Source organism: Rhizobium bangladeshense (genome assembly GCF_001662075.1).
In the GTDB taxonomy this organism is placed as follows: Bacteria; Pseudomonadota; Alphaproteobacteria; order Rhizobiales; family Rhizobiaceae; genus Rhizobium; species Rhizobium bangladeshense_B.
Window position 1 is genome coordinate 55,723 of sequence record NZ_LYPL01000012.1, and the last position, 24,103, is coordinate 79,825.

Genomic DNA, 24,103 nt, shown 5'->3' on the forward strand with positions numbered 1-24,103 from the left:
CTCCCTTTGCCGGCCAAGCTCCCCTCGCCGGGAGCGGGCCGGATATGGTTCTTATAGATTGCGGGCGATCACCATGCGCTGCACGTCACTCGTTCCCTCATAGATCTGGCAGATGCGCACATCGCGATAGATGCGCTCGACCGGATAATCGGCCATATAGCCGTAGCCGCCATGAATCTGGATTGCGTCGGAGCAGACGCGCTCGGCCATCTCCGAGGCAAAGAGCTTCGCCATCGAGGCTTCAGAAAGGCAGGGCAGCTCCGCCTCCCTCAAAGCGGCGGCATGGAAGACGAGCTGGCGCGCCGCTTCGATCCGCACCGCCATATCTGCCAGGCGGAAGGCGACGGCCTGATGCTCGAAAATCGGCTTGCCGAAGGCCGTGCGCTCCTTGGCGTAATCGCGCGCCGCTTCGAAAGCCGCCCGCGCCATGCCGACCGCCTGCGCGGCAATACCGATCCGCCCGCCCTCGAGATTGGCAAGCGCGATGCGATAGCCTTCGCCTTCTGCACCGAGCCTCAAATCGACAGGAATGCGCATGGCGTTGAAGGCGATCTGACAGGTATCGGTGGAATGCAATCCGAGCTTTTCCTCGACGCGGATCACCTCGTAGCCCGGCGTCTCCGTCGGCACGATAAAGGCGGTGATGCCCTTCTTGCCGGCGTCCGGATCGGTGACGGCAAAGACGATGATGACATTGCCGTTCTTTCCCGACGTGATGAACTGCTTGGCGCCATCGATCACGTAGTGGTCGCCGTCACGCCGCGCCCGGGTCTTCAGATTCGAGGCGTCGGAACCTGCCTGCGGCTCGGTCAGCGCAAAACCGCCGATCCATTCGCCGCTTGCCAGTTTCGGCAGGAAGCGCTGGCGCTGCTCCTCGGTGCCGAATTTCAGGATGGGCACGCAGCCGACGGAGGAGTGCACGCTCATGATCGTCGAGCAAGGTCCGTCGCCTGCGGCGATCTCCTCGAGTGCCGCGGCATAGGCGACCACGCCGGTATCCGAGCCGCCATAGGCCTCCGGCACCAGCATGCCGAGCAGTCCGAGTTCGCCCATCTCCTTCAATTCGTCGCGCGGGAAAAGATGCTCCTGGTCACGCTTGGCCGCTCCCGGCGCCAGCCGGTCGCGGGCAAAGTCGCGGGCGAGATCTGATATCTGCTGCTGAAGGTCAGAAAGGATCATGTGACTGCCCTTCCCGCTAGTGCCGCTCGATGGCGACGGCGGTCGCCTCTCCGCCGCCGATGCAGAGCGCGGCCATGCCACGCTTCAGATCGTAGCGCTCCAGCGCCGAAAGCAGAGTCACCAGAATCCGGGCACCTGACGCGCCGATCGGATGGCCGAGCGCACAGGCGCCGCCATGCACGTTCACCCTCTCATGCGGCAGATCGAGATCGCGCATCGCCGCCATCGCGACGACGGCGAAAGCCTCGTTGATCTCGAAGAGATCGACGTCGGAAAGCGCCAGGCCGGTCCGGTCGGAAAGTTTATGCAACGCGCCGATCGGGGCGGTGGCGAAAAGATTGGGCGCTTGTGAATGCGTGGCGTGGCCGAGGATTGTGGCGAGCGGCGTCAGGCCGCGCCGCTCGGCCTCGGAGCGGCGCATCAGCACCAGGGCTGCCGCGCCGTCGGAGATCGAGCTGGAATTGGCGGCCGTCACCGTGCCGCCCTCGCGGAAGGCGGGCTTCAGCGTCGGGATCTTGTCCAGCTTGGCCTTGCCCGGCTGTTCGTCGCGGCTCGCCACCTGCTCGGCTTTGCCCGATTTCACCGTGACCGGCACGATCTCGCTTTCGAAACAACCTTCGGCAATCGCCTTCTGTGCCCGCGCCAGGGAGGCGATGGCGTAGTTATCCTGCGCCTCACGCGTGAACTGATAGGCCTCGGCGCAATCCTCCGCGAAGCTGCCCATCAAGCGCCCCTTGTCATAAGCATCCTCCAGCCCGTCGAGGAACATATGATCCACGACACGCCCATGGCCGAGTCTGTAGCCGCCACGGGCCCTGTCAAGGAGATAGGGCGCGTTGGTCATGCTTTCCATGCCGCCGGCGACGGCCACCGAGGCACTGCCGGCGGCGATCAGGTCATGCGCCATCATCACCGCCTTCATGCCGGAGCCGCACATCTTGTTGACGGTGCTGGCGCCGGTCGAATAGGGCAGGCCGGCATGGATGGCCGCCTGACGCGCCGGCGCCTGCCCCTGCCCCGCCGGCAGCACGCAGCCGAAGACGACCTCCTCGATCGCCTCGGCCTCGACGCCGCTGCGCTCAAGTGCCGCGCGGATCGCCGTTGCGCCAAGCTCGGGCGCTGCCGCCTCCTTCAGCTCTCCCTGAAAGCTGCCGATCGGGGTGCGTGCCGCACCAACGATGACGATAGGGTCTTGCGATGTCATCTTTCCTCCTCGGGCGACGCTCAACGCGCGCCCATCCGCAATGCGCCGTCGAGGCGGATCACCTCGCCGTTCAGCATGCTGTTTTCAAAGATATGGCGCACCAGCCCGGCAAATTCCGCCGGCCGGCCGAGCCGCGGCGGAAAGGGCACGCTTTTGCCGAGCGCTTCCTGCACCTCCGCCGGCATATCAGCCATCATCGGCGTCTCGAAAATGCCGGGCGCAATCGACACGACCCGAATGCCATGCCGGGCGAGTTCACGGGCGATCGGCAAGGTCATCGCCGCCACCCCGCCCTTGGAGGCGGCATAGGCTGCCTGACCGATCTGGCCGTCAAAGGCTGCGACCGAGGCCGTGTTGATGATGACGCCGCGTTCGCCTTCCACATCCGGCTCCATGTTCCGGATTGCGGCTGCGGCAAGCCGGATCATGTTGAAGGTGCCGACGAGATTGATGCCGAGCGTGCGCGCAAAACTCTCCAGCCGGTGCGGCCCGTCGCGGCCGATCACCTTTTCGGCCGGTGCGACGCCGGCGCAATTCACCAAGCCGCGCAAGCCCCCGAAGGCTTCCACCGCAGCGGCGACTACCGCCGCTCCTTCCTCGCCATCGCTGACATCGGCCTTGACGAAGCGAACCTCGCTGCCGAATTCCCGGGCAATCGCTTCACCCGCTCCCCCATTCAGATCAGCGATCGTCACCCGCCCGCCGGCATTGACGATCGCGCGCACCGTGGCCGCGCCCAGGCCGGAGCCGCCGCCGGTGACGATGAAACTTGCTCCTGGGATCAGCATGAATCCGGTCCTCCCTGCCGGCACGCGCCCTCCTCCAGGCGCAACCGGCAGCCGCGATTCTATTCGCTCCACCTATTGCAAGCGATGACAGAACTGCTCCATAATTTCAGCCAGTTTTGCCATAGCGGGGATTGGATGGCCGAGATCGAGCGACGCATGATCGCGCCGGGTTTCGTGGAGGAGGCGCTCGACAGCCTGCGGCGGCTTGGCAAGCCGACGGCACCGATCCTGGCGCGCGTCGGCATAACATCGGCCGTCGACCAGCCGGTTTCGGCGGAGACTTACGGCGCGCTGTGGCTGGCAATCGCTGCCGAACTCGACGACGAATTCTTCGGCATGGGCGCACGCCCGATGCGCAGCGGCAGCTTCACGCTGCTTTGCCATTGCGTGCTGCATGCGCCGACGCTCGGTCACGCGCTGCGCCGGGCGCTGCGCTTCCTCGATGTCGTTCTCGACGATCCCCGAGGGCGGCTCGTCATCCGCGATGGTCTCGCCGAAGTCGAACTCCGGGATGCCGGCGGCCCGCGTTCGGCCTTCGCCTATCGAACCTACTGGATCATCCTGCACGGCATCATCTGCTGGCTGGTCGGACGGCGCATTCCGATTCGCCTCGTCGATTTCCGCTGCGCCGAACCCAAGCAAGGAGCCGACTATCGGCTGTTCTTCGGCGCGCCGGTGCGTTTCTCCCAGGCCATCAGCCGCCTCGGCTTCGACAGCGCCATGCTCGACCTGCCGATCTCTCGCAGCGAGCAGGCGCTGAAACAGTTCCTGCGCGGCGCACCCGCCAATATTCTGGTGCGCTATCGTTACGACGCCGGCATCGCCGCCGCCGTCCGCCGGCGCTTGAACCAGGCCACACCCAATGCCTGGACGAGTTTTGCAGCACTTGCCGCCGACATGCGCATGCCCTCCTCTACACTCCGCCACCGCCTGCACGACGAGGGACAAAGCTATGCCGCCATCAAGGACGATATCCGCCGTGACCTTGCCGTCGAACTGCTGCTGAACACCTCGAAGACCATCGGCGAGATCGCTGTACAAATCGGCTATTCCGAACCCAGCGCCTTCTTCCGCGCCTTCCGTAAATGGATGGGCAAGAGCCCAGAGGCTTTCCGGCGGGAGGAAGCCGGGGAACGAGGCCCGGAGCAAGGGGACAGACCCGCAGATAGAACTCACGCGGCTATTTGACACTGTCGTCCCATATATTCCCTCATGCCTGTGTGACAGCACAGGCATGAGGGAGGCGTAGTAAGTGCAGGCCTCACCGGCGGGGAGTTTGGCAAGCACGCCAACCACACTCTCCGTCATCCCAGGCTTGAGCCTGGGATCCATGCCACAGCTGCTGATGGATGCGGTGGATGCTCGGCTCAAGGCCGAGCATGACGGAGGGTGGGGTGGGCGGGAGACACATTCACTGCGTAGACGCGCGTGTCAGCGACGCCGGCTGCATAGCTTCGATCGGGAAAGGCTTCGCATCAAAATCAAGGGCACTTTGAACCTTTCGCAACCCGCGCTACATATTTTAGCGGGAGGAGTGCCATGTTTGATTTTTCGCTCGGCGAAACCGCGGATGCGATCCGCGACACGACGGCGCGGTTTGCCGCCGATCATATTGCTCCGCTGGCAGCGGAAATCGACGAAAGCAACACGTTTCCACGCCAGCTCTGGCCGCAGATGGGCGCGCTCGGCCTACATGGGATCACCGTCGAGGAGGAATTCGGCGGCGCCGGTCTAGGCTATCTCGAGCATGTCGTCGCGATGGAGGAGGTGTCGCGCGCCTCGGCCTCCGTCGGCCTGAGCTATGGCGCCCATTCCAATCTTTGCGTCAACCAGATCCGCCGCTGGGCCTCACCGGAACAGAAGCGTCGCCATCTGCCGAAGCTGATCTCCGGCGAGCATGTCGGCTCACTTGCGATGTCCGAAGCCGGCGCCGGTTCCGACGTCGTGTCCATGCGGTTGCGGGCCGAGAAAAAGGGCGACCGCTACATCCTGAACGGCACGAAATTCTGGATCACCAATGCGCCGCATGCCGAGGTGCTGGTCGTCTATGCCAAGACCGATCCCGCCGCCGGCCCGAAAGGCATTTCCGCCCTCATCATCGAGAAGGACATGCCCGGCTTCAGCGTCTCCAAGAAGCTCTCCAAGCTCGGCATGCGCGGCAGCGATACGGCCGAGCTGGTCTTTGAGGATTGCGAGGTACCGGCCGAGGCGCTGATGGGCCGGGAAGGTGAAGGTGTGAAGATCCTAATGTCCGGCCTCGACTATGAGCGCGCCGTGCTTGCCGGCGGCCCGCTCGGCATCATGCAGGCCTGCCTTGATGTCGTGCTGCCCTATGTGCGCGATCGCAAGCAGTTCGGCAAACCGATCGGCGATTTCCAGCTGATACAGGCCAAGATTGCCGACATGTATGTCGCGCTGAATTCGGCGCGCGCCTATGTCTATTCCGTCGCCCGCGCCTGCGACGCCGGCCGCACGACCCGCACCGACGCGGCCGCCGCGATCCTCTTTGCCAGCGAGAACGCCGTGAAGGTGTCGCTGGAGGCGATCCAGGCGCTCGGCGGCGCCGGTTATACCAAGGAATGGCCGGTCGAGCGCTTCCTGCGCGACGCCAAGCTCTACGATATCGGCGCCGGCACCAACGAGATCCGCCGCTACCTGATCGGCCGGGAGCTCATCGCATCATGACGGTGATTTCGACCGCGATCGATCGCGACAGCGAGAACTTCAAAGCCAATGCCATCAAGAACAAGGCGCTGATCGACGAGCTCAGCGAGCGTTCGGCGAAGGCGCGCGAGGGCGGGTCGCAATCGGCCCGTGAACGTCACACGAGCAAGGGCAAGCTCCTGCCCCGCGACCGTATCCAGCTGCTCATCGATGCCGGCAGTCCCTTCCTGGAGATCGGCACGCTGGCGGCCAACGGCATGTATGGCGGCGAGGCGCCGGGTGCCGGCATCATCGCGGGCATCGGCCGCGTTTGCGGCCGCGAGGTGATGATCGTTGCCAATGACGCGACGGTAAAGGGCGGCGCCTACTTCCCGATGACCGTGAAGAAACATCTGCGGGCGCAGGAAATCGCCCTGCAGAACCGGCTGCCTTGCCTCTATCTGGTCGACAGCGGCGGCGCCAATCTGCCGCATCAGGCCGAGGTCTTTCCCGACCGCGATCATTTCGGCGCGATCTTCTATAACCAGGCGCAGATGTCGGCCGAAGGCATTGCCCAGATCGCCTGCGTCATGGGAAGCTGCACCGCCGGCGGCGCCTATGTTCCCGCCATGTCCGACGAAACGGTGATCGTGCGCAATCAGGGCACGATCTTCCTCGCCGGGCCGCCGCTGGTCAAAGCCGCGACCGGCGAAATCATCTCGGCCGAAGAGCTCGGCGGCGCCGAGACCCATGGCCGCCGCTCCGGCGTCGTCGACCATGTCGCCGAGAATGACGAGCATGCGCTGCTTCTGGTGCGCGATGTCGTCGCCAGCCTCAACAGCGTCAAAACGGTCGATATAGACATTCAATCCCCCCGGCCGCCGAAGCTCGACGTCGAGGACCTTCACGGCATCATTCCCGAGGATGTGCGCTCGCCCTATGACGTACGCGAGGTGATCGGCCGAATAGTCGACGGCTCGCAACTGCATGAGTTCAAGCCGCTCTACGGCACCACGCTCGTCTGCGGCTTCGCCCGCATCTGGGGCATGCCTGTCGCCGTCATCGCCAATAACGGCGTGCTCTTTTCCGAAAGTGCGCTGAAGGGCGCGCATTTCATCGAACTCGCCTGCCAGCGCCGCGTGCCGCTGCTCTTCCTGCAGAACATTTCCGGCTTCATGGTCGGCGGCCGTTATGAAGCAGGCGGCATCGCCAAGGATGGGGCGAAGCTGGTGACGGCGGTGGCGACCGCCACCGTGCCGAAGGTCACCGTCATCATCGGCGGCAGCTTCGGGGCCGGCAATTACGGCATGTGCGGCCGCGCCTATCGCCCGCGTTTCCTCTTCACCTGGCCGAACAGCCGCATCAGCGTCATGGGCGGCGAACAGGCCGCCTCGGTGCTCGCCACCATCCGCCGCGACGCGATGGAGGCGCGCGGAGAGGCGTGGCCGGCCGATGAGGAAGAGGCCTTCAAGGCGCCGATCCGCGCCGGCTACGAGGCCGAAGGCAATCCCTATTATGCCACTGCCCGGCTGTGGGACGACGGTATCATCGATCCGCGCCAGACACGCGATGTGCTGGGTCTCGCCTTTTCCGCCTGCCTGAATGCGCCGATCCCGAAGGGGCCGCGCTTCGGCCTGTTTAGGATGTGAGGCGCGGGATGATGGAAAGCCTTCTCATAGCCAACAGAGGCGAGATCGCCCGCCGTATCATTCGCACGGCGAAGATACTCGGCATCCGCACGATCGCCATCTATTCAGAGGCCGATGCCAGCCTGCCCTTCGTGCGGGAAGCCGACGAGGCGATCGCCATCGGCCAGCCGCCCGCCCGAGAAAGTTATCTCTCTCAAGAGCGCATTTTGGAGGCCGCCCGAAAGTCAGGCGCTGCCGCCATCCATCCCGGTTACGGGTTCCTGTCGGAAAACGCTGATTTTGCCGAAGCGGTTGAAAAGGCTGGCATGATCTGGGTCGGCGCGCCGCCGGCCGCCATCCGCGCCATGGGGCTGAAGGACGCCGCCAAACAATTGATGCACGCGGCAGGCGTCCCGGTGACGCCCGGCTATCTCGGACCGGACCAGAGCGAAAAGCGGCTTGCCGCCGAGGCCGATGCCATCGGTTATCCCGTGCTCATCAAGGCCGTTGCCGGCGGCGGCGGCAAGGGCATGCGCCGTGTCGACCGGCCTGAGGATTTCGCCGAAGGTCTCGCCTCCTGCCGGCGCGAAGCGGCTGCCGCCTTCGGCGACGACCGTGTTCTGATCGAGCGCTATATCGCCAATCCGCGCCATATCGAAGTTCAGGTCTTCGCCGATAAGCTCGGAAATTGCGTCCATCTCTTCGAACGCGATTGCTCGCTGCAGCGCCGGCACCAGAAGGTCATCGAGGAGGCGCCGGCCCCCGGCCTTGATGCCTCCACCCGCGCGGCGATCTGCGATGCGGCGGTCAAGGCTGCAAAAGCGGTAAACTATATCGGCGCCGGTACGATCGAATTCATCGCCGACGCCTCCTCGGGCCTCGATCCCGACCGCATCTGGTTCATGGAGATGAACACGCGCCTGCAGGTGGAGCATCCCGTCACCGAGGCCATATCAGGCGAGGATCTGGTGCTTTGGCAGCTGAAGGTCGCCAGTGGCGAGCCGCTGCCGAAAAGCCAGGACGAAATTGGCATGAACGGCTGGGCCTTCGAAGCCCGGCTCTATGCGGAAAATCCCGCCGCCGGCTACCTGCCCTCGACCGGCCGACTCGACCATCTCAAACTGCCGCAGGCGGTTCGTGTCGACAGCGGGGTCGAACAAGGTGACGAGATCACCGCCTTCTACGATCCGATGATCGCCAAAATCATCGCGCATGGGCCGAACCGCGAGGCTGCACTTTCGAAGCTCGCCGCCGCCTGCGCCGGCATCGAGGTCTGGCCGGTCAAATCCAATGCCGGCCTTCTCGCCCGCATCGCCAATGATCCGGATTTTCGCGCCGCAAGGATAGATACCGGCTTTCTCGACCGCCACGGGCAAAGCCTCGTGACCAGCGAGCCTGATGAAACCGTCGTTGACAGGGCGGCTACGGCACTTTCGAAGGACATGGATGGCGGTCCCTGGTCTGCGCTGACCGGCTTCCGCATCGCTGGGCCAAGCGACAGCCGCGTCCGGGTGCGCATCGACGGTCATCTCCATTGGGGACGCGCACGCACCGGCCTCGAAGCGAAGACGATCGAGATGGACGAGACGACGGTGCTTTTCGATGCGGGCAATGCCTGGTCGATCGGCCTGCCTCACGCAGGCGAGGTCGAGGCGAATCACGGTGTGGGCGATGGCGCCATCCTGTCGCCCATGCCGGGGCTCGTCATTTCGGTGGAGGTCACTGAGGGCGATCGTGTCGCCAAGGGAGACCGCCTGCTGACGGTCGAAGCCATGAAGATGGAACATTCGCTGCGGGCGCCCTTCGACGGCATCGTCGGCAAACTGCAGGTTTCCCCCGGCGTCCGTGTTTCGGAAAACCAGCTGGTCGTCACCGTCATGAAGGGAGAGGACTGATGGCCGGCCGCTATTTCGACGAATGGGCGGTCGGGGACCAGATCGCCCATGACATCCGCCGCACCGTCACCGAGACTGACAACCTGCTTTTTACGACGCTTTCCCACAATCCGCAGCCGCTACATCTCGATGCCGAATATGCGGCCGGCACCGAGTTTGGCCGGATCGTCGTCAACGGCACCTTCACCTTTGCGCTCACCATCGGCCTCTCGGTCGGCGACACCACGCTCGGCACGCTCGTCGCCAATCTCGGTTATGACAAGGTGACGATGCCGAAACCGGTCTTCATCGGCGATACGCTTCGGGTGGAAACGGAGGTGACGGAGCTGCGCCGGTCGAACTCCCGCCCCGATGCCGGCATCGTCACTTTCCGTCATATAACGCTGAACCAGCGCGACGAGATCGTCTGCCAGTGCCTGCGTACCGCCATGCTGAAGGGGAAGCCATCATGAAGCTGCGCTCGCTGCTCTTCGTGCCCGGCGACCGGCCGGAACGTTTCGAAAAAGCCCTCGCATCGGGCGCCGATGCCGTCATTCTCGATCTGGAAGATTCCGTCGCTCCGGCCAGCAAGCCAAAGGCCCGCGACAGCGTGCACGAATTCGTGCAGCGCTATGCCGGCGAGGCCAAGCTCCTCATCCGCATCAATCCCCTCGCCTCGCCGGAATGCGAGGTCGACCTCGCCGCCCTGAGCGATCTTCAGCCTTTCGCGCTCATGCTGCCGAAGGCCGAAGGCGCCGCTTCGGTGCGCAAGCTTGCAAGCTCGCTCGCGGCGGCTCCTCCCATCCTGCCGATCGCGACCGAAACGCCGGCGGCGATCTTCGAGATCGGCAGCTATCGCGAGGTCTCGGACAAGCTCTGCGGCCTGACCTGGGGTGCCGAGGATCTGCCGGCTGCGATCGGGGCTGCGACCGCGCGCAGAACGGACGGCCGCTATACGCCGCCTTACGAGCTTGCCCGCTCGCTCACGCTCTTTGCAGCCCATGCCGCAGCCATTCCGGCAATCGATACTGTCTATCCCGATTTCCGCGATCTCAACGGTCTGCGGGCCTATGTCGGCCGCGCCCGACGCGACGGTTTCTCCGGCATGATGGCCATCCATCCGAGCCAGGTCGAAACGATCAACCACGCCTTCACGCCGGATGCCTCCGAGATCGCCTGGGCGGAAAAGGTCGCGGCCGCCTTTGCCGCCCAGCCCGATGCGGGTGTCATCCAGGTGGACGGGCGCATGCTTGATATGCCGCATCTGAAGCTCGCGATCCGCATTCTGGAGAGTGCCAGACGATAAAGTGCAGATCAGCCCGACTTCGCGGTTGGCTTGGCGGCGACATGCTCCGGCTCGAGGTAGCCGGCACCGATAGCGACGTAGAGATCCACATAGTCCTTGGCTACCTGCTGGACGGTGGCGGCAAGGCTTGCCTCAGCGTCGGAGACCGAACGCTGCGCGTCGAGGACATCGAGAAGCGAGGAGGCGCCATCCTTATAGCTCGTGGTCGAAAGCGCGAGCGATTCCTGCGCCGTCTGCACCTGCCGGCGCAGCGGCTCCAGCGTCTGCGTGTCGCGACGAACGGCCGTCAGTGCATTTTCGACTTCTTCGACGCCGTTCAGCACCGCCGCTTTCCAGGCGAGATACTGGGTCCTGGCGTCGGATTTTTCGATCTCGACATTCGCCCGCAACGTGCCGCCGTCGAAGATCGGCAGGTTGAGCGATGGCCCGAACGACCAGCTGGTCAGACTTCCGCCGCGGGCGCCCGACGATTTGACCCAGCTCGGCGAAATCGAACCGGAGAGCGAGATCGACGGATAGAGCTGGGCTTCGGCCGCGCCGATATCGGCAACAGCCGCCGCCAGCTCGCGTTCGGCCTTGCGAATATCGGGACGGTTGCGAATGAGGTCGGCCGGAATACCGGCGCGGATGTCGCCGCGGAAGACCGGCTGGCCCGCACTCTTCTGCAGCTCCCCCATCAACGAAGACGCCGGCATCCCGATGAGCGTGGCGATATGATGGGCCGATTCCGTAAAGCTCTGCTGGAGGCCGGGAATTTCCGACTTCGTCGACTGTACCAGGCCCTCGGCCTGAACGACATCGAGGCGGGAGGCCGCACCAGCTTTCAACTGCAGCTGCGTGAGCTCGTAAGTCTGCTGACGGGATTTCAAACTCGCCTGTGAAAGCGCGATGCGCTCCTGGTAGTAGCGGGCGTCGATATAGCTCTCGACAAGGTCCTTCAGGAAGGTGAGCTTCGCATTGTCGGCCATCGCATAGGCTGCGCCGAGCGAAGCGATGGCGCTCTCTTTGGAACGCCGGTACTGGCCGAAGATGTCGAACAGCCACGACAGGCTGGCATCGCCGCCGGTCGTGTTGGTCGTGCCGACACTCGTGCGCAGCCGCCCCTTCTCGCCGGACACCGTATGCGATGCGCCGACAGTTAGGCTCGCCAGACCGCCGGCGCCGGCGACGGTGACATTGGCCGAAGCCGAATTGATGCTTTCGAGCGCCTGCAGCACATCGAGGTTCTCGCTGAGGCCATGGGCCACCAGACCGTCGAGCCGCTTGTCGCGATAGGCCGTCCACCACTCGGCCGTCACGACATCGCCGTTGCTTTTGCTGCCCCCCTCTTCGAATTTGGCGGGCAGCGGCATTTGCGGGGAACCGTGATCCGGGCCGCTGACGCAGCCTGCCAGCAGAAGTGTCAGTGCGGATGCGGCATAGCGGAGGGATGATAGTCTTGTGCGAAGCGACGTACTCACGGGCGAGGCTCTTGAACCGGGATCGTGGGTTCAGGCTTAGCGGCGCCAGCGTTAATGGCGGTTAAGAAACTGTAAAGTTAGGTAAAATCCGGCACCGCACCTGTCGAGGGATGCTGATCAGCTTTCACCCCAGGCCGCACCATAAGGCATCGGCCGCCTCGGAAGCTCGAGCGTGATCGCCAGGCCGCCGGCTTCCGGCAGCGAGGCATGCACGCGCCCGCCGTGACGCTCGATCGCCTGCCTGGCGATAGCAAGGCCGAGACCATATCCGCCGCGCGGCATGGCATCCTTGCCGCGGGAAAACGGCTGAAAGATCCGTTCGAGCTCATCCCGCCCGACGCCTGGCCCCTGATCGGTGACGCAGATCCTGAGGCGGTCGGCCATCGTTTCGCAGGATACGGCCACACGCGAATGCTCGGCGGTATATTTGACGGCGTTGCGGACGACATTTTCGAGCGCCCTGTAGATCAGTTCGCCTTCCACCTCGGCACGGAAGATGCCGTCGACGCTCGCCGTAATCGCGACCTCGCGCGCCTGGGCTTCGAATGCCGCGTCGCCCAAGATTTCGTTGAGGAGCTCGATGATATCGAGGGTCTGCGTCCTCAGCGGCCGGCCGGATCCCGCTGTGAGCCTCGCAAGGGTCAGAACCTCGCCCACCAGCGTATCGAGCCGTTCGACCTCCCGGTCCATACGGTCCAGCATGGCGCCGAGTTTGGCCGGGCTCTGCCGGAGCACGCCCACGGCTGCCTGCAGGCGGGACAAAGGCGAACGCAGCTCATGGGAGACGTCATGGAACAGCCTCTGCTGCGCATCCTGAAGCTCCTGAAGCCGGGCGGCGCTCGCATCGAAATCATAGGCAAGGGCGGTCACTTCATCCTTTCGCCCGGCCATCTTGTCGCCGATGCGAAAGTCGAAACGGCCATGGGCGAGCGCGCTCAGACCGTCGCGCAGATGCACGACAGGACGAATGAGATATCGCGCCAGCGCGCCGGCCGCGATCGTGCTGGCGACCAGGATGGTGAGCCACGGTAGGAATGGGCCAAGGCTGTCGAAGGTGGAACCGGCCGGAGCCGACACGGAAAGCCGATAGCAGACTCCATTCTTCAGCACGGATCGGGTGGTCTCCGTGTTCTTCTCGGCGCAGGCATCGACCTCGGCAGGCTTCGACAGGGTCAGGCCGAGCGGTTGGGTCTTTTCGCTTGTGGTCACGAAACGCGCAGCGGCCGCTTCGCCGTACTCGACCAGAATGTTTGCGGTCAGGTTCAACACGAGCGTCCGCCGCTCATGTTCCAGTTCGCTTGCGAAGGGAACCGCCTGAAGGAGTTTGACGATAAGGATAATGGCAGCAAGGCTTGCCGCCAGAGTCAGCCAGATAATCCTGAAGAATTTCCAGAAAAGCCGGGGCATGGTCAGTCCACGAGAAGTTGATAGCCCTGGCCGCGGACGGACTGGATCCAGGATTGCCCGTCCTCCCGCAGCCCGAGCTTCTGGCGAACGCTGCTGATATGGACGTCGATACGGCGGTCAAACGGCGTGAGCGGCTTGCCGAAGGCCCGCTTCGAAATATCCTGCTTCGACACCAGCTGGCCGGCGCTACGGGCGAGAACCTCGAGCAGGCTGAACTCGGTGCCGGTCAGCTCCAAGGTCTCGCCGCGCCATTCGGCGCTTCTATTACCGGAATGGATCACGAGCTGCCCTGCCCTGATCGTGTCGGTCGACACGCCCGCCGCCGGCTGACCCGCGCGGCGCAGGATGGCGCGCAGTCTTGCCGCCAGTTCGCCCGGAGAGCAGGGTTTCGGCACATAGTCGTCGGCGCCAAGATTGAGGCCCGATATCCTGTCGACGTCATCGCCTCTTGCCGTCAGCATCAGGACGGGAACCTGGCTCAGCTTCCTGATCCGCTGCAGCACCTCGATCCCGTTCATCCGCGGCATCATGATGTCGAGCACGATGATATCGACCGTATTGCCGGCAGCCGCGGCAATGGCGGCGCGGCCATCCGTATCCGTTGCGACATCATACCCTTCTTCGACCAGATATTCCTGCAGAAGCGTCGTCAGCTCGGCATCGTCGTCAATGAGGAGAACCTTGTTCATTCGCGTTATCCGTCTTTAGTCACGGCGAGCCATACAGCACAAACACACTCGCCCGGCCAAGTTTTACCTAACTTAACACTAACTTGACCGCGCTTAACGTTCGCCCCGTTACTTATCCTGCCATGACATGGATGCGCACCAGGACGGGTCGCCTCGACATCAGCGGCAGTCTTTCGGCGCGTTCGCGCGGAACGCAAAGGCCACCCATGCCTTTGATCACGAGGAATGCTTTGTTGAGAAACCCATCCAGAATACTAGCCGCTGCGCTTGTCGCGGCAGCTCTTGTCTCCCCCGTGCGTTCTGCCATGGCAGAACAGGCCGCTGCAACGGCTCTCACCGTCTCTCTGACGGCGCCGATGCAACGGGACTGGCCGGAGACCGTTCCCGCGAGCGGATGGCTGAAGCCGTGGCAGGAAGCGGTCATCGCCTCCGAAACCAGCGGCCTACGGATAACCGATGTCCTGGTCGACGTCGGGTCCGTGGTCACGAAGGGACAGACGCTCGTCCGGCTTTCCCAGGAGAGCGTGCTCGCCGATCTTCGCAAGCAGGAGGCGGCCGTCGAGAACGCTAGGGCAAGTCTTTCGAAGGCCAAGGCCAATGCCGATCGGGCGCGGCAGTTGCGTCCTTCCGGCGCGCTTTCCGACGAGAAGATCGTCGAATACCTGGCCGGCGAGCGGACGGCGACGGCAAGCCTTGCATCCGAAGAGGCCGCACTCGACAGCGAAAGGATCAAGCTTGCGCAAACCACGATCACGGCCGTCGACGACGGTCTCATAACCTCCCGTTCCGCCGATCTCGGCGCCGTCGTCTCAGCCGGCACGGAGCTGTTCCGCATGGTCCGCCAGCAGCGTATCGAATGGCAGGCCGAGATTTCCGCGCGCTATCTCCCGCGCATTTCCGAAGGCTTGAGCGTCAAGATCAACGGGCCGGACGGCCAGGTCATCGACGGCAAGGTAAGGCTTGTCGGGCCTTCGGTCAGCACCGACACCAGCCGGGCGATCGTCTATGTCGCACTTCCCAGGGACGTCAGTCCGCGTACCGGCCTCTATGTCACCGGCAACATCGAATTGCAGACCTCTCCGGCGCTGACCGTACCCGAGACGGCGATCGTGTTCCGGGACGGGATCAGCTACCTCTTCACTTCAGGCGAGGATCAGCGGGTGCAAAGGGTCAGGGTGGAAACGGGCCGCCGCAACAATGGCGAGGTGGAAATCGTCTCCGGCATCGACCGCTCGTCGAAAGTGGTGACCTCGGGCGGCGCCTTCCTGTCGGACAATGACCTCGTGAAGATTGCGGAGAAAAACTGATGAACTTCTCATCCTGGTCGATCCGCAATCCCGTACCGTCGATATTGCTGTTTGTGATGCTGACCGTCGGCGGACTGTTGGCCTTCAAGCAGCTGCCGATCCAGAACTTCCCCGATATGGACCTTCCCACGATCAACGTCACCGCCACGCTCGAAGGCGCCGCACCGACGCAGCTCGAAACCGAGGTCGCCCGCAAGATCGAGGATGGCCTTGCCGCCCTCAGCTATCTCGACCATATCACCACGACGATCACGGACGGCACCGTCTCGATCAAGGTGTCCTTCAAGCTGGAAAAAGACAGCGAAACGGCCCTGAATGAAGTCCGCAATGCCGTCGACAGCGTCAAGGGCGATCTTCCGGCGCAGATGGAAACACCCAGCGTCAGCAAGGTCACGGTGCAGAGCTCCCCTTTGGTCACCTATGCCGTCCGCTCGACCGCTCTCAACGAGACCGAACTTTCCTGGTTCGTCGACAATGATCTGACCAAGGCGCTGCTGTCGGTATCCGGCGTCGGGCAAGTCAACCGAATCGGCGGCATCGATCGCGAGGTTCATGTGGATCTCGATCCCGCGACGATGGCGTCGCTGGGCGTCACCGCGGCCACCGTATCGTCGCAGCTGAAGGCGGTGCAGACGGATACGTCGGGCGGCCTCGGCGAAATCGGTGGCACCCGCCAGACCTTGCGCACGCTCGGCGCCCTGCCGTCGGTCGAGGCACTGAAAGGGCTGAAAATCCCGCTGGCGAACGGCCAGCAGATTCGCCTCGATGACGTGGCATCCGTCACCGACAGCTTCGCCGAGCGCTCCTCGATGGCCTATCTCGACGGCAAGCCGGTGATCGCGGTCGAGATCAAGCGCTCGAACGGATTTTCCGACAGCGGTGTTGCCGCCGACGTCGACAAGGCGATCAAACAGTTCGCCGCCAAGCATTCCAACGTTGAGATCGACGAGGCTTACAGCACGATCGGCCCAATCATCGGCAATTACGACGGTTCGATGCACATGCTCTACGAAGGCGCGATCCTGGCGATCATCGTCGTCTGGCTTTTCCTGCGGGACTGGCGGGCGACGATCCTGTCGGCCGTGGCGCTGCCCTTGTCTGTCATACCGACCTTCCTTGTCATGTATTTCGCCGGCTTCAGCCTGAATATCGTCACGCTGCTTGCCCTGTCGCTGGTGGTCGGCATCCTTGTCGACGATGCAATCGTCGAGATCGAGAATATTGCCCGCCACCTGCAGATGGGCAAACGGCCGATCGATGCCGCCCTGGAAGCGGCCAACGAGATCGGGCTTGCCGTTATCGCAACCACCTTTACGCTGGTCTCGGTCTTTCTGCCGACGGCCTTCATGAGCGGCATACCGGGCCTTATATTCCGCCAGTTCGGCATCACCGCCGCCGTTGCGGTGCTCGCCTCGCTCGTCGTCGCGCGCCTGCTGACGCCGTTGATGGCCGCCTATTTCATGAAGGCCCATCCGACCGAGGAGAAGGATGGCCGGATCATGCGTGCTTATATATCAATCGTGAAGGCCGCCATGAACCGCCGGAAGACGACCGTTGCCGTCACCGCCGTCGTCGTGGCGCTCTCGCTTGCGACCATCCCCTTGCTGAAATCGGGCTTCCTGCCCGCGTCCGACGACGCGCGAACCCAGATCACACTGACCATGCAGCCGGGCGCCACCATCGAGCAGACGGATGCAACGGCAAGGCGGGCCGCGGATATTGTCGGCAAGCTTCCTGACGTCACGCATGTCTTTTCCGCCGTCGGTTCAACCTCCTCGGGCGGCGGCGCCGATGCCAGCACCACGAGCGATGTCGGATCGGCGACGCTCGTTGCCGTGCTGCCGCCCATCGACGAGCGCGACCGCAAGCAATCGGAAATCGAAAACGACATCCGACAGGCACTTTCCGTCCTCCCCGGCGTGCGTGTGGAGGTCGGCGGCGGCGGCAATGGCACGAAGCTCGAGATCACGCTCGCAAGCGACGATGCGAACGTCCTCGACAGCGCCAGCACGGCACTCGAGGAACAGCTCCGCTCGCTGCAGGGCATCGGCGCCGTGACGTCGACCGCGGCCCGGCAGGCGCCCGAGATCCAGATCACACCCGACTTTGCGCGCAGCGCCGCACTCGGGGTCACGTCGAGCGCTATCGCCGAGGCTGCGCGCGTGGCGACGAACGGGGAATATTCCTCCGATCTGCCGAAGCTCAACCTGTCTCAGCGGCAAATCCCCATCGTCGTCCGCTTCTCGCCCGAGACGCGCACCAATCTGGATGACATCAAGAACATGCGGGTGGTGGGGACGAACGGCAACGTCGATCTCGGATCGATTGCCGATGTGAAGATCGGCGGCAGTCCCTCTGAGATCGACCGCATCGATCGGATGCGCAATGTCACCCTTTCCGTCGAACTCAACGGCCGCATTCTCGGCGACGTCAACCGTGAGGCGCAGGCGCTGCCTGCCCTCCAGCATTTGCCGTCGGGCGTCACCCTGGTCGAACAGGGCGAACTTCAGCGCAGTTCGGAATTGTTCCAGAGCTTTGCGCTGGCAATGGCAATCGGCGTGTTCTGCATCTATGCGGTCCTCGTCCTGCTCTTCCACGATTTCCTGCAGCCCGTCACCCTGCTGATGGCTCTGCCGCTCTCGCTCGGCGGCGCGCTGCTGCCGCTGGTGCTGACCGGAACGAGCTTCTCCATGCCTGCGGTCATCGGCCTGCTCATGCTGATGGGCGTGGTGACGAAGAACTCCATCCTGCTCATCGAATATGCGATCATGTCGCGCCAACGGGGCATGACCAGATTCGACGCCTTGGTGGATGCCTGCCACAAGCGCGCACGGCCGATCGTCATGACCACCATCGCCATGGCCTCGGGCATGCTGCCGGCCGCACTCAGCCTGATGGGCGGTGATTCCAGCTTCCGCCAGCCGATGGCGATCGTCGTGATCGGCGGTGTGGTGATGTCGACGCTGCTCAGCCTGATCGTCATCCCCGTCATCTTCACCTTCGTCGACGACTTCGAACAGATCCTCAAACGGGTCTTGCGCCGGCTCGGACTGGCCCAGGATATCGCCGGGGATAGGCCGCAGGCGTCCAACGATCACGCAGCGATCGCCTTCCAGCCCGAGCAGGCAAGAAGAGGGCAAGGTCAGAGATGATGTCCGCTGCCCGACAAGGCAACAGCCAGTGACGGCAACCTCTTCGGTCGCGTTCTCTCCCCCACGGGAACAAGACCGCGGGACGTACTCCCCCGCAGGCGGCCTCAAGCCGCCTGCGCGTCCTGCATCCCAATCAGGAGGTACAGAAATGGTTCGGAAAGAGCGTGATGCCCTGTCGGGAGACATATCAATTGGTGGAACGGGGTGATCCGATCTCCCAGTTCAACAGAGCAGCGCTGCTGCCTATGCTGAATGTTGCCAAGTCTCACGACAATGGCCTCATCGACCCGAAATCTGGTAAAGCGCCGCTCGCGTAGCCGACGGCCCCGAGCGAAGCGATGGCGATCCGGCCGTCGCGGATCGACAGCAGCGGCCCGTCCCGCCCCTGCTCGTAGAGATCGGAATGGGCAGCGGCAAAACGCACCTTCTCCGCCTGCGGCGCGCCCCGCATGCCGGCCACATAATGATGGCCATTGCGCTCGACATGGGAGAGGCCGAGCAGCGAAACCAGCGCCAGATCCTGCTGCACGGCAAGCCCGGCCTGGCAGGTCAGATCCTCGCCGGAGAGAAACAGCCCCGGCACCCCTCCGGTTCTGATGCGGATCGCTTTCAGCAGCGAGCGGTAAATGCCCTTGCAGGTCTTCGAGGAGACGCCGGTATAACCAAGTGTCCGGGCACGCGCGAAGGCGCCGTCGCCATCGTCGCTCTCATCGATCAGGAAGGGCAATCGCGCCGCCAGATCCCCGAGCGGCGTTTCCATGGTGATCTCGCGCGAGAACGGCTGCTCGACGAAGGCAATGGCCGCGCGCAACCTGGCCAGCCGGGGCACGGTCTCGATCCGCGCCAGCAATGCGAGTAGCTGTTCGGCGGCGCCGAATTGTTCGTTGCCGTCGACCGTCACGCGGTAATCGGGCAAGCGGTCCAAGACGGCGGCGATGCGCGCCAGCCGGTCGATATCGGCATCGACCGCGCCCGAAAGCTTGATCTTGAACCAGCGATTGCCATAACGGGCAATCACTGCCTGGAGACTCTCCGGCAGGCCATCGCCGACAGGATCGACGATCTCGTCTTCGGTAATGGGGTCGAGCAGTCCGATCGTATGCCGGGCCGAGATCGAGCTGGCAGGGCGAAGGCCGGCGAGCATCGTCGAGGCGGCATCCGCGTCGATATCGCCGGGCAGCATCGGGCCGCCGATGCCGACGAGATTGCGACGCACTGCATCGAAGAAGGAAATGCCGGCGAGGCGGCAATAGGCGTCGAGCGCCGCGCGGGCGATCAGCGAAGGACCGAAACCGTTGGCCAGTGGATTTCCAGGCAGGCGGCGGTCGGTTTCCATCTCGTTCAGGCGGGCAGCGGCAAACAATGTCGCCGGTGTGGACGGTTCGAGCGATGCGGCAGCAGCGGTACGGATCGAGCCGCGCAACTGATCGACATTCTGCGCCGGCGTCAGCGCCGGGTTTTTGTCGAACCATTTCGGCACCATCATTTCGGCGGCGGCGCCGACGGCGGTTTTCCCTTCCTCATCCTCGACACGCACCCTGAGAAAGGCCTGCGGCGCCTTTTCCAGGGTTGCCGCGCCGAAGCGGAACGGCAGGCGCAGCCTGATATCGCGCTCGAAGGCATCGATCTCGACAATTCTGATGCGCGGCGCCGTCACGGAACCTCCGATGCTTCGGTCCACGGTCATGCCATCCGGTCCAGCATGGCGCGCGACACTTCGTGATGGAGCGGTTCTCCGCGCAGAAACCGGCCGATCTCGTCGACCATGGCCTGCCCTTGGGCGAAATGTGCCTCTTCGGTGTGGCCGGCGGCATGCGGCGAAATAGTAACATTGGCGAGCGCAGGGTCGCGGAACGGACTGTCCTGAGGCAACGGCTCTTGATCGAAGACATCGAGAGCCGCCTCAATGCGGCCGGACCTGATCTCGGCGAGCAATGCCGCTTCGTCGACCAACTCGGCCCGCGCCGTGTTGATGAACAGCGCGCCGGGGCGCAGCAGCGCCAGCTCGCGGGCGCCGATCATTCCACGTGTTTCGGGCAGGACGGGCGCATGCAGGGAAATCACATCGCTCTCGGCAAGCGCCTCGTCGGGGCCGGCTTTGGCGACGCCGAGTGCGGCGGCCTCGCCGTCGTCGAGATAGGGATCGACGACCAGCACGCGGCAGCCGAAGGGAACGAGCAGACGCATGACCGCCCGGCCGACATATCCGGCCCCGACGATGCCGACCGTTCTGGCGCCGAGCAATTTTTGCGGCACGGCGGCCCGGACGTCGAGCCATTCGCCGCCTCTGCGCAATCGATGATGCAGCCGGTGGATGCCGCGCATGGCGAGAAGCGCTTCGGCGACGACGAATTCGGCAACCGAGGCGGCAATTTTCGAGGCGGCATGGCTGACGCGCAGGCCGTCGTCGAACAGACGGGCGGGAACGAGCGTACGGATGCTGCCTGCGGAATGGGCGACGAGTGCAAGTTGCGGATGGCGCTGGCGCGCGGCCGGATCGAAGGGTGGCGTGCCCCATCCGGTGAGGCAAGCCGTTGCGCCCTGCAGCAGCCGGCCGACATCGCCAGCATCGATCGCAGCGCCGGTCGGCCAGCGCACCTCGCCGAGGCCGTTCAGCTGGGCGGTCGCCGCATCGTCCAGCATCATGCGGCGGGTCTTTTCGGTCAGCAGGACGGCGATGATGGGAGCCTGTTTGCTCATGGTTTACTCTTTCGCTGCGGCGACGAGGCGCCTGAGATGGGCAAGATCGGCGCGGGCCTTATCGAGCGCCTGGTCCCGAGGGAGCCGATATTGCGAATGCATCGAGAGCAGGCCGGCAAATCCGGTGGCAATGAGATGCGGGACGATGTGGTTCCACGGCACCATGCCTTCGTCGAGCCCATACCAGTCCGAATGCCATGTGCGCTGGCCCTGCGCCCCATAGACGCCGGGAAACCAGCCGCAATTCTTGACACCCATGCAGCAGAACCAGGGATCGAGAAGGTCCAGCGTCAGACGCCAGTCCTCGCTGCCCTCGCGAATAAGCTGATTGCCCGGGTCGGGATAGGCGCCGATCCGGATCGGATCGCGCCCGGCCAGCAGTTGCGCCGCCAGCGCGCCGGAGGCGTGCAGGGTCCCGCCGTGAAGCTGGATGGTAAGCTTGATGCCGAATTTTGCAGCCAGGCGTTCGAAGCCATCGAGGTCGCGTCTCGCTTCGTCGAGCTGCGCCTGCCAGCGCCGCAACGGATCATACCGCCAGAAGCCGAGCCGAACCTGCCCGATGCCGGCCTCGCCGCAATGATGGAGCAGCCGGGACGCGGCATCGTCCGGCTGCGTCGCGTCGATGGTCGCCATCGGGATGCGCAGGCCGGCCGCAGCAAAAAGCTTGACCGCCTTGGCGATTTCCTCCGGCCGGTCAGGCGAGGCGGCGTGACCATCACGGATGAGAAGATCGGCACAGTCAAAGCCCAGCCCCGCCGTGATCTCCGCCGCCGTCTCCAGCGGCAGGCCTTGCAGGGTCTTGGTGAAATAGGCGATATCCATGATTTCCTTGCTCACCGACGGGAAATGCAGAGCTCGCTGTGGCGGCCGAATGCATCCCGGGCGCGCACCGCGTATTGCGCACCCGCCAGCGAGGACATGTGCAGGAATGCCGTCGAGATCAGCGGCGCGGGGCTGACCTTTTCAAAGGTCTCGCCATCCTTGCTGACGAGGACATCGTAGAAGATGGCGGGGCTGCTATCGCCGGCCGCCCAGAACAGCATGCGCTCCTCCCGGCCGCCAAGACCACGGTAGCGTTCGACGGTAAGGCCGGTGGGTGCGGCCGGCCGCGCGCCGGTGTCGGGGACGACGAGCACCTGCGTCAGCGACGGCAAGGGTACATCAAGATCGACGCTGATCCGCCCCTCGTCGCATTCGACGACACTGATCGGGTGCAGCAAAGCCGGTTCCTGGGCGCGGCGCAGTGCGGCAAACTGCGCTCCATCAGGTTCGGGCGGCGCGCCGACCGGCTCGAAGGGTCCGCGCGGATTGCTTTCGTCCCGTTGGGCCTCCCAGACTTCCATCGGATTGGTGAATTCCTCGTCGATGCGCAGCAGGCACAGCGCGTGTCGGCCTAGAGCAAGCCCGCCGACCTCCAGGCGCACGGCAGTCCGGCCCGAACGGTTGATGGCATCGACGCTATGAATAAGGCTGATCGAGACGCCGCCGCCCGGCAGCTGCGTCGGCAGGATCGCCAATCCATCCTGGTCGGGGGTCAGCGGCGGCTCGGCCGTCACCTTGCAGACGGTGTCGCCGAGCGTCGCCAGCAACTCCATCGACGTGAGACCGGGCTTTTTGATGATGTCGAAGGGTGGCGCCGTGTCGATGTCGGTCACCAGCCGATCCAGATCGGTCTTATGCTCCCATTGCGCCTTGGTGAAATTGCGCGAACCGAAATAGGCAAAGATCGTGCGCTGGCTCCAGCCGCCGATAAAAGCGTGGTCATTGCTGAGGAAGGTGAAATTCGCCGCTTTCGGGGCGATGATGCGCCGGTCATGCTGTTCGATGATGCGGGCAATGATGCCGGCATAATAGGCCTTGCCGTGCCAGCTGTGATGATCGCTCCAGCCGAGCTGCGGGTCGCATTCGTCATTGACGATCGGCAGGCCGGCAAGGCGCGGATGGTGCTCCTTGAGATAATCGACGACGAGCAGCGTGCGGTCGACAATGGCATGGGTTTTCGGGGTCAGGTCGTCCTTGCTGCCGTTGACGCCCTTCTCGTGGATCGAGATGTAATCGAGGCGCGGCGGGCCGCCGCCGGTCAGGCAGCTCGTGCCGCTGTCGCAATGGGCCATCAGGGCGCGAAAGATCGGCGAGAGCGTGCGGGCGGTGCCGGGGCCACCCATCGGCAGGCTGGGATCGACCGCATCGAGCCCAGCGACGCAGGCGTCGTAATAGTTGGTGTAGCCATTGATGCCATAGGTCCACCAGCCGGAATCGGCCTCGTTCGTTGTTTCGAAGTACCATGTGCGCAATTCGTCCATGCCGTAGCGTGCGCCGTAGCGATCCACCGTCGCCGTCACCAGATCTCGCCAGCGCCTGACCTGATCCATGTCCTCATAGTCGGTGAAGAGGCCCGAGGGATTGCCCATCAGCTCGAAGAACGGCTTCAGGCGGTGTTCGATCATCACGTCGAGCGCCCGGTCGAGCAGCGACCATTCATAAGCCGCGCCGCCAGTCGAGCGCAGCAGATTGTAGAGATAATGGACGCGCAGATATCGGATGCCTTCGTTCGGCAGGCCGCCGATATAGGCGAGCATCTGGCGCATCTCGGGTTCGAGCAGCAGCTCTGCAGGTGAAAAACCGGTGCCGCGCCAGAACCGGTTGAACGGGCGAACGGCCTGGCCGGCATCAACGTTTATTCGCGTACGTTCACGCATGGATCGTCTCTCCTTGGCGGAAATCTGGCAGTGCCGACTGAGCCGGCACAGGCGGCCAATGGCCTGA

General features: G+C 64.1%; 18 protein-coding genes. 8 read left to right on the top strand and 10 right to left on the bottom strand.

The features are described 5' to 3' along the window. Window positions 1–51 precede the first annotated feature (51 nt). Genes A7X77_RS22180 through A7X77_RS22190 form a run of 3 tightly spaced genes read right to left on the bottom strand, consistent with a single transcriptional unit; the run spans window position 52 to window position 3,171 of the window. Window positions 52–1,179, bottom strand: coding sequence for an acyl-CoA dehydrogenase family protein (locus A7X77_RS22180; protein WP_064684996.1), 1,128 nt, complete (start codon window positions 1,177–1,179; stop codon window positions 52–54). Between the two features lie 16 nt (window positions 1,180–1,195). Next, window positions 1,196–2,383 carry an acetyl-CoA C-acyltransferase gene (locus A7X77_RS22185; RefSeq protein WP_064684997.1) on the bottom strand — a complete coding sequence of 396 codons (1,188 nt, stop codon included), beginning with the start codon at window positions 2,381–2,383 and terminating at the stop codon, window positions 1,196–1,198. A gap of 20 nt (window positions 2,384–2,403) precedes the next feature. Then, on the bottom strand, window positions 2,404–3,171 hold the full coding sequence (locus A7X77_RS22190) for an SDR family NAD(P)-dependent oxidoreductase (protein WP_064684998.1): 768 nt from the start codon (window positions 3,169–3,171) through the stop codon (window positions 2,404–2,406). Window positions 3,172–3,255: 84 nt separating this feature from the next. On the opposite strand from A7X77_RS22190, the gene A7X77_RS22195 reads away from it, so the two are divergent. The 6 genes from A7X77_RS22195 (at window position 3,256) to A7X77_RS22220 (ending at window position 10,622) form a co-directional block, all read left to right on the top strand. After that, window positions 3,256–4,359 (top strand): AraC family transcriptional regulator, encoded by a 1,104-nt coding sequence (locus A7X77_RS22195; RefSeq protein ID WP_064684999.1) that lies wholly within the window; start codon window positions 3,256–3,258, stop codon window positions 4,357–4,359. Between the two features lie 351 nt (window positions 4,360–4,710). Then, the gene (locus tag A7X77_RS22200; RefSeq protein WP_064685000.1) at window positions 4,711–5,856 is read left to right on the top strand and encodes an isovaleryl-CoA dehydrogenase; all 1,146 of its coding nucleotides are present in this window, start codon (window positions 4,711–4,713) and stop codon (window positions 5,854–5,856) included. Continuing rightward, the gene (locus A7X77_RS22205) at window positions 5,853–7,463 is read left to right on the top strand and encodes a carboxyl transferase domain-containing protein (RefSeq protein WP_064685001.1); all 1,611 of its coding nucleotides are present in this window, start codon (window positions 5,853–5,855) and stop codon (window positions 7,461–7,463) included. The genes A7X77_RS22200 and A7X77_RS22205 overlap by 4 nt, the downstream gene beginning before the upstream one ends. A gap of 8 nt (window positions 7,464–7,471) precedes the next feature. Continuing rightward, a complete protein-coding gene (locus tag A7X77_RS22210) occupies window positions 7,472–9,337 on the top strand; it encodes an acetyl/propionyl/methylcrotonyl-CoA carboxylase subunit alpha (protein WP_064685002.1) in 1,866 nt (621 codons plus the stop codon). After that, entirely contained in the window at window positions 9,337–9,789 is a 453-nt protein-coding gene (locus A7X77_RS22215; RefSeq protein WP_064685003.1) for a MaoC family dehydratase, read from the top strand. Before A7X77_RS22210 ends, A7X77_RS22215 begins: the two co-directional genes overlap by 1 nt. Then, the gene (locus A7X77_RS22220) at window positions 9,786–10,622 is read left to right on the top strand and encodes an HpcH/HpaI aldolase/citrate lyase family protein (RefSeq protein ID WP_064685004.1); all 837 of its coding nucleotides are present in this window, start codon (window positions 9,786–9,788) and stop codon (window positions 10,620–10,622) included. The genes A7X77_RS22215 and A7X77_RS22220 overlap by 4 nt, the downstream gene beginning before the upstream one ends. A gap of 8 nt (window positions 10,623–10,630) precedes the next feature. On the opposite strand, the gene A7X77_RS22225 is transcribed toward A7X77_RS22220, so the two are convergent. The 3 genes from A7X77_RS22225 to A7X77_RS22235 form a co-directional block, all read right to left on the bottom strand. Then, window positions 10,631–12,082 (bottom strand): efflux transporter outer membrane subunit, encoded by a 1,452-nt coding sequence (locus tag A7X77_RS22225; RefSeq protein ID WP_064685005.1) that lies wholly within the window; start codon window positions 12,080–12,082, stop codon window positions 10,631–10,633. A gap of 117 nt (window positions 12,083–12,199) precedes the next feature. Beyond that, window positions 12,200–13,489, bottom strand: a complete 1,290-nt coding sequence (locus A7X77_RS22230; RefSeq protein WP_064685006.1) for a HAMP domain-containing sensor histidine kinase — start codon at window positions 13,487–13,489, stop codon at window positions 12,200–12,202. A gap of 2 nt (window positions 13,490–13,491) precedes the next feature. Next, window positions 13,492–14,178 (bottom strand): response regulator, encoded by a 687-nt coding sequence (locus A7X77_RS22235; RefSeq protein WP_064685007.1) that lies wholly within the window; start codon window positions 14,176–14,178, stop codon window positions 13,492–13,494. Between the two features lie 206 nt (window positions 14,179–14,384). Here A7X77_RS22235 and A7X77_RS22240 point away from each other — a divergent pair, with 206 nt between their 5' ends. Next, complete coding sequence (locus A7X77_RS22240; RefSeq protein ID WP_197486876.1) at window positions 14,385–15,485, top strand: efflux RND transporter periplasmic adaptor subunit; 1,101 nt, start codon at window positions 14,385–14,387, stop codon at window positions 15,483–15,485. After that, entirely contained in the window at window positions 15,485–18,637 is a 3,153-nt protein-coding gene (locus A7X77_RS22245; protein WP_064685008.1) for an efflux RND transporter permease subunit, read from the top strand. The genes A7X77_RS22240 and A7X77_RS22245 overlap by 1 nt, the downstream gene beginning before the upstream one ends. Window positions 18,638–18,902: 265 nt before the next feature. Here the strand turns inward: A7X77_RS22245 and A7X77_RS22250 are convergent, their stop codons facing one another. From A7X77_RS22250 to A7X77_RS22265, 4 genes are read right to left on the bottom strand one after another with little or no spacing between them, the layout of a single operon-like run. Continuing rightward, window positions 18,903–20,324: a hypothetical protein gene (locus A7X77_RS22250; RefSeq protein WP_064685009.1), complete on the bottom strand. Its 1,422-nt coding sequence runs from the start codon at window positions 20,322–20,324 to the stop codon at window positions 18,903–18,905. Continuing rightward, window positions 20,321–21,337 (bottom strand): hydroxyacid dehydrogenase, encoded by a 1,017-nt coding sequence (locus tag A7X77_RS22255; RefSeq protein WP_064685010.1) that lies wholly within the window; start codon window positions 21,335–21,337, stop codon window positions 20,321–20,323. Before A7X77_RS22255 ends, A7X77_RS22250 begins: the two co-directional genes overlap by 4 nt. A 3-nt stretch (window positions 21,338–21,340) precedes the next feature. After that, window positions 21,341–22,159 carry a sugar phosphate isomerase/epimerase family protein gene (locus A7X77_RS22260; RefSeq protein ID WP_064685011.1) on the bottom strand — a complete coding sequence of 273 codons (819 nt, stop codon included), beginning with the start codon at window positions 22,157–22,159 and terminating at the stop codon, window positions 21,341–21,343. An 11-nt stretch (window positions 22,160–22,170) separates the two neighbouring features. After that, on the bottom strand, window positions 22,171–24,036 hold the full coding sequence (locus A7X77_RS22265; protein ID WP_064685012.1) for a GH39 family glycosyl hydrolase: 1,866 nt from the start codon (window positions 24,034–24,036) through the stop codon (window positions 22,171–22,173). Between the last annotated feature and the right edge of the window lie 67 nt (window positions 24,037–24,103).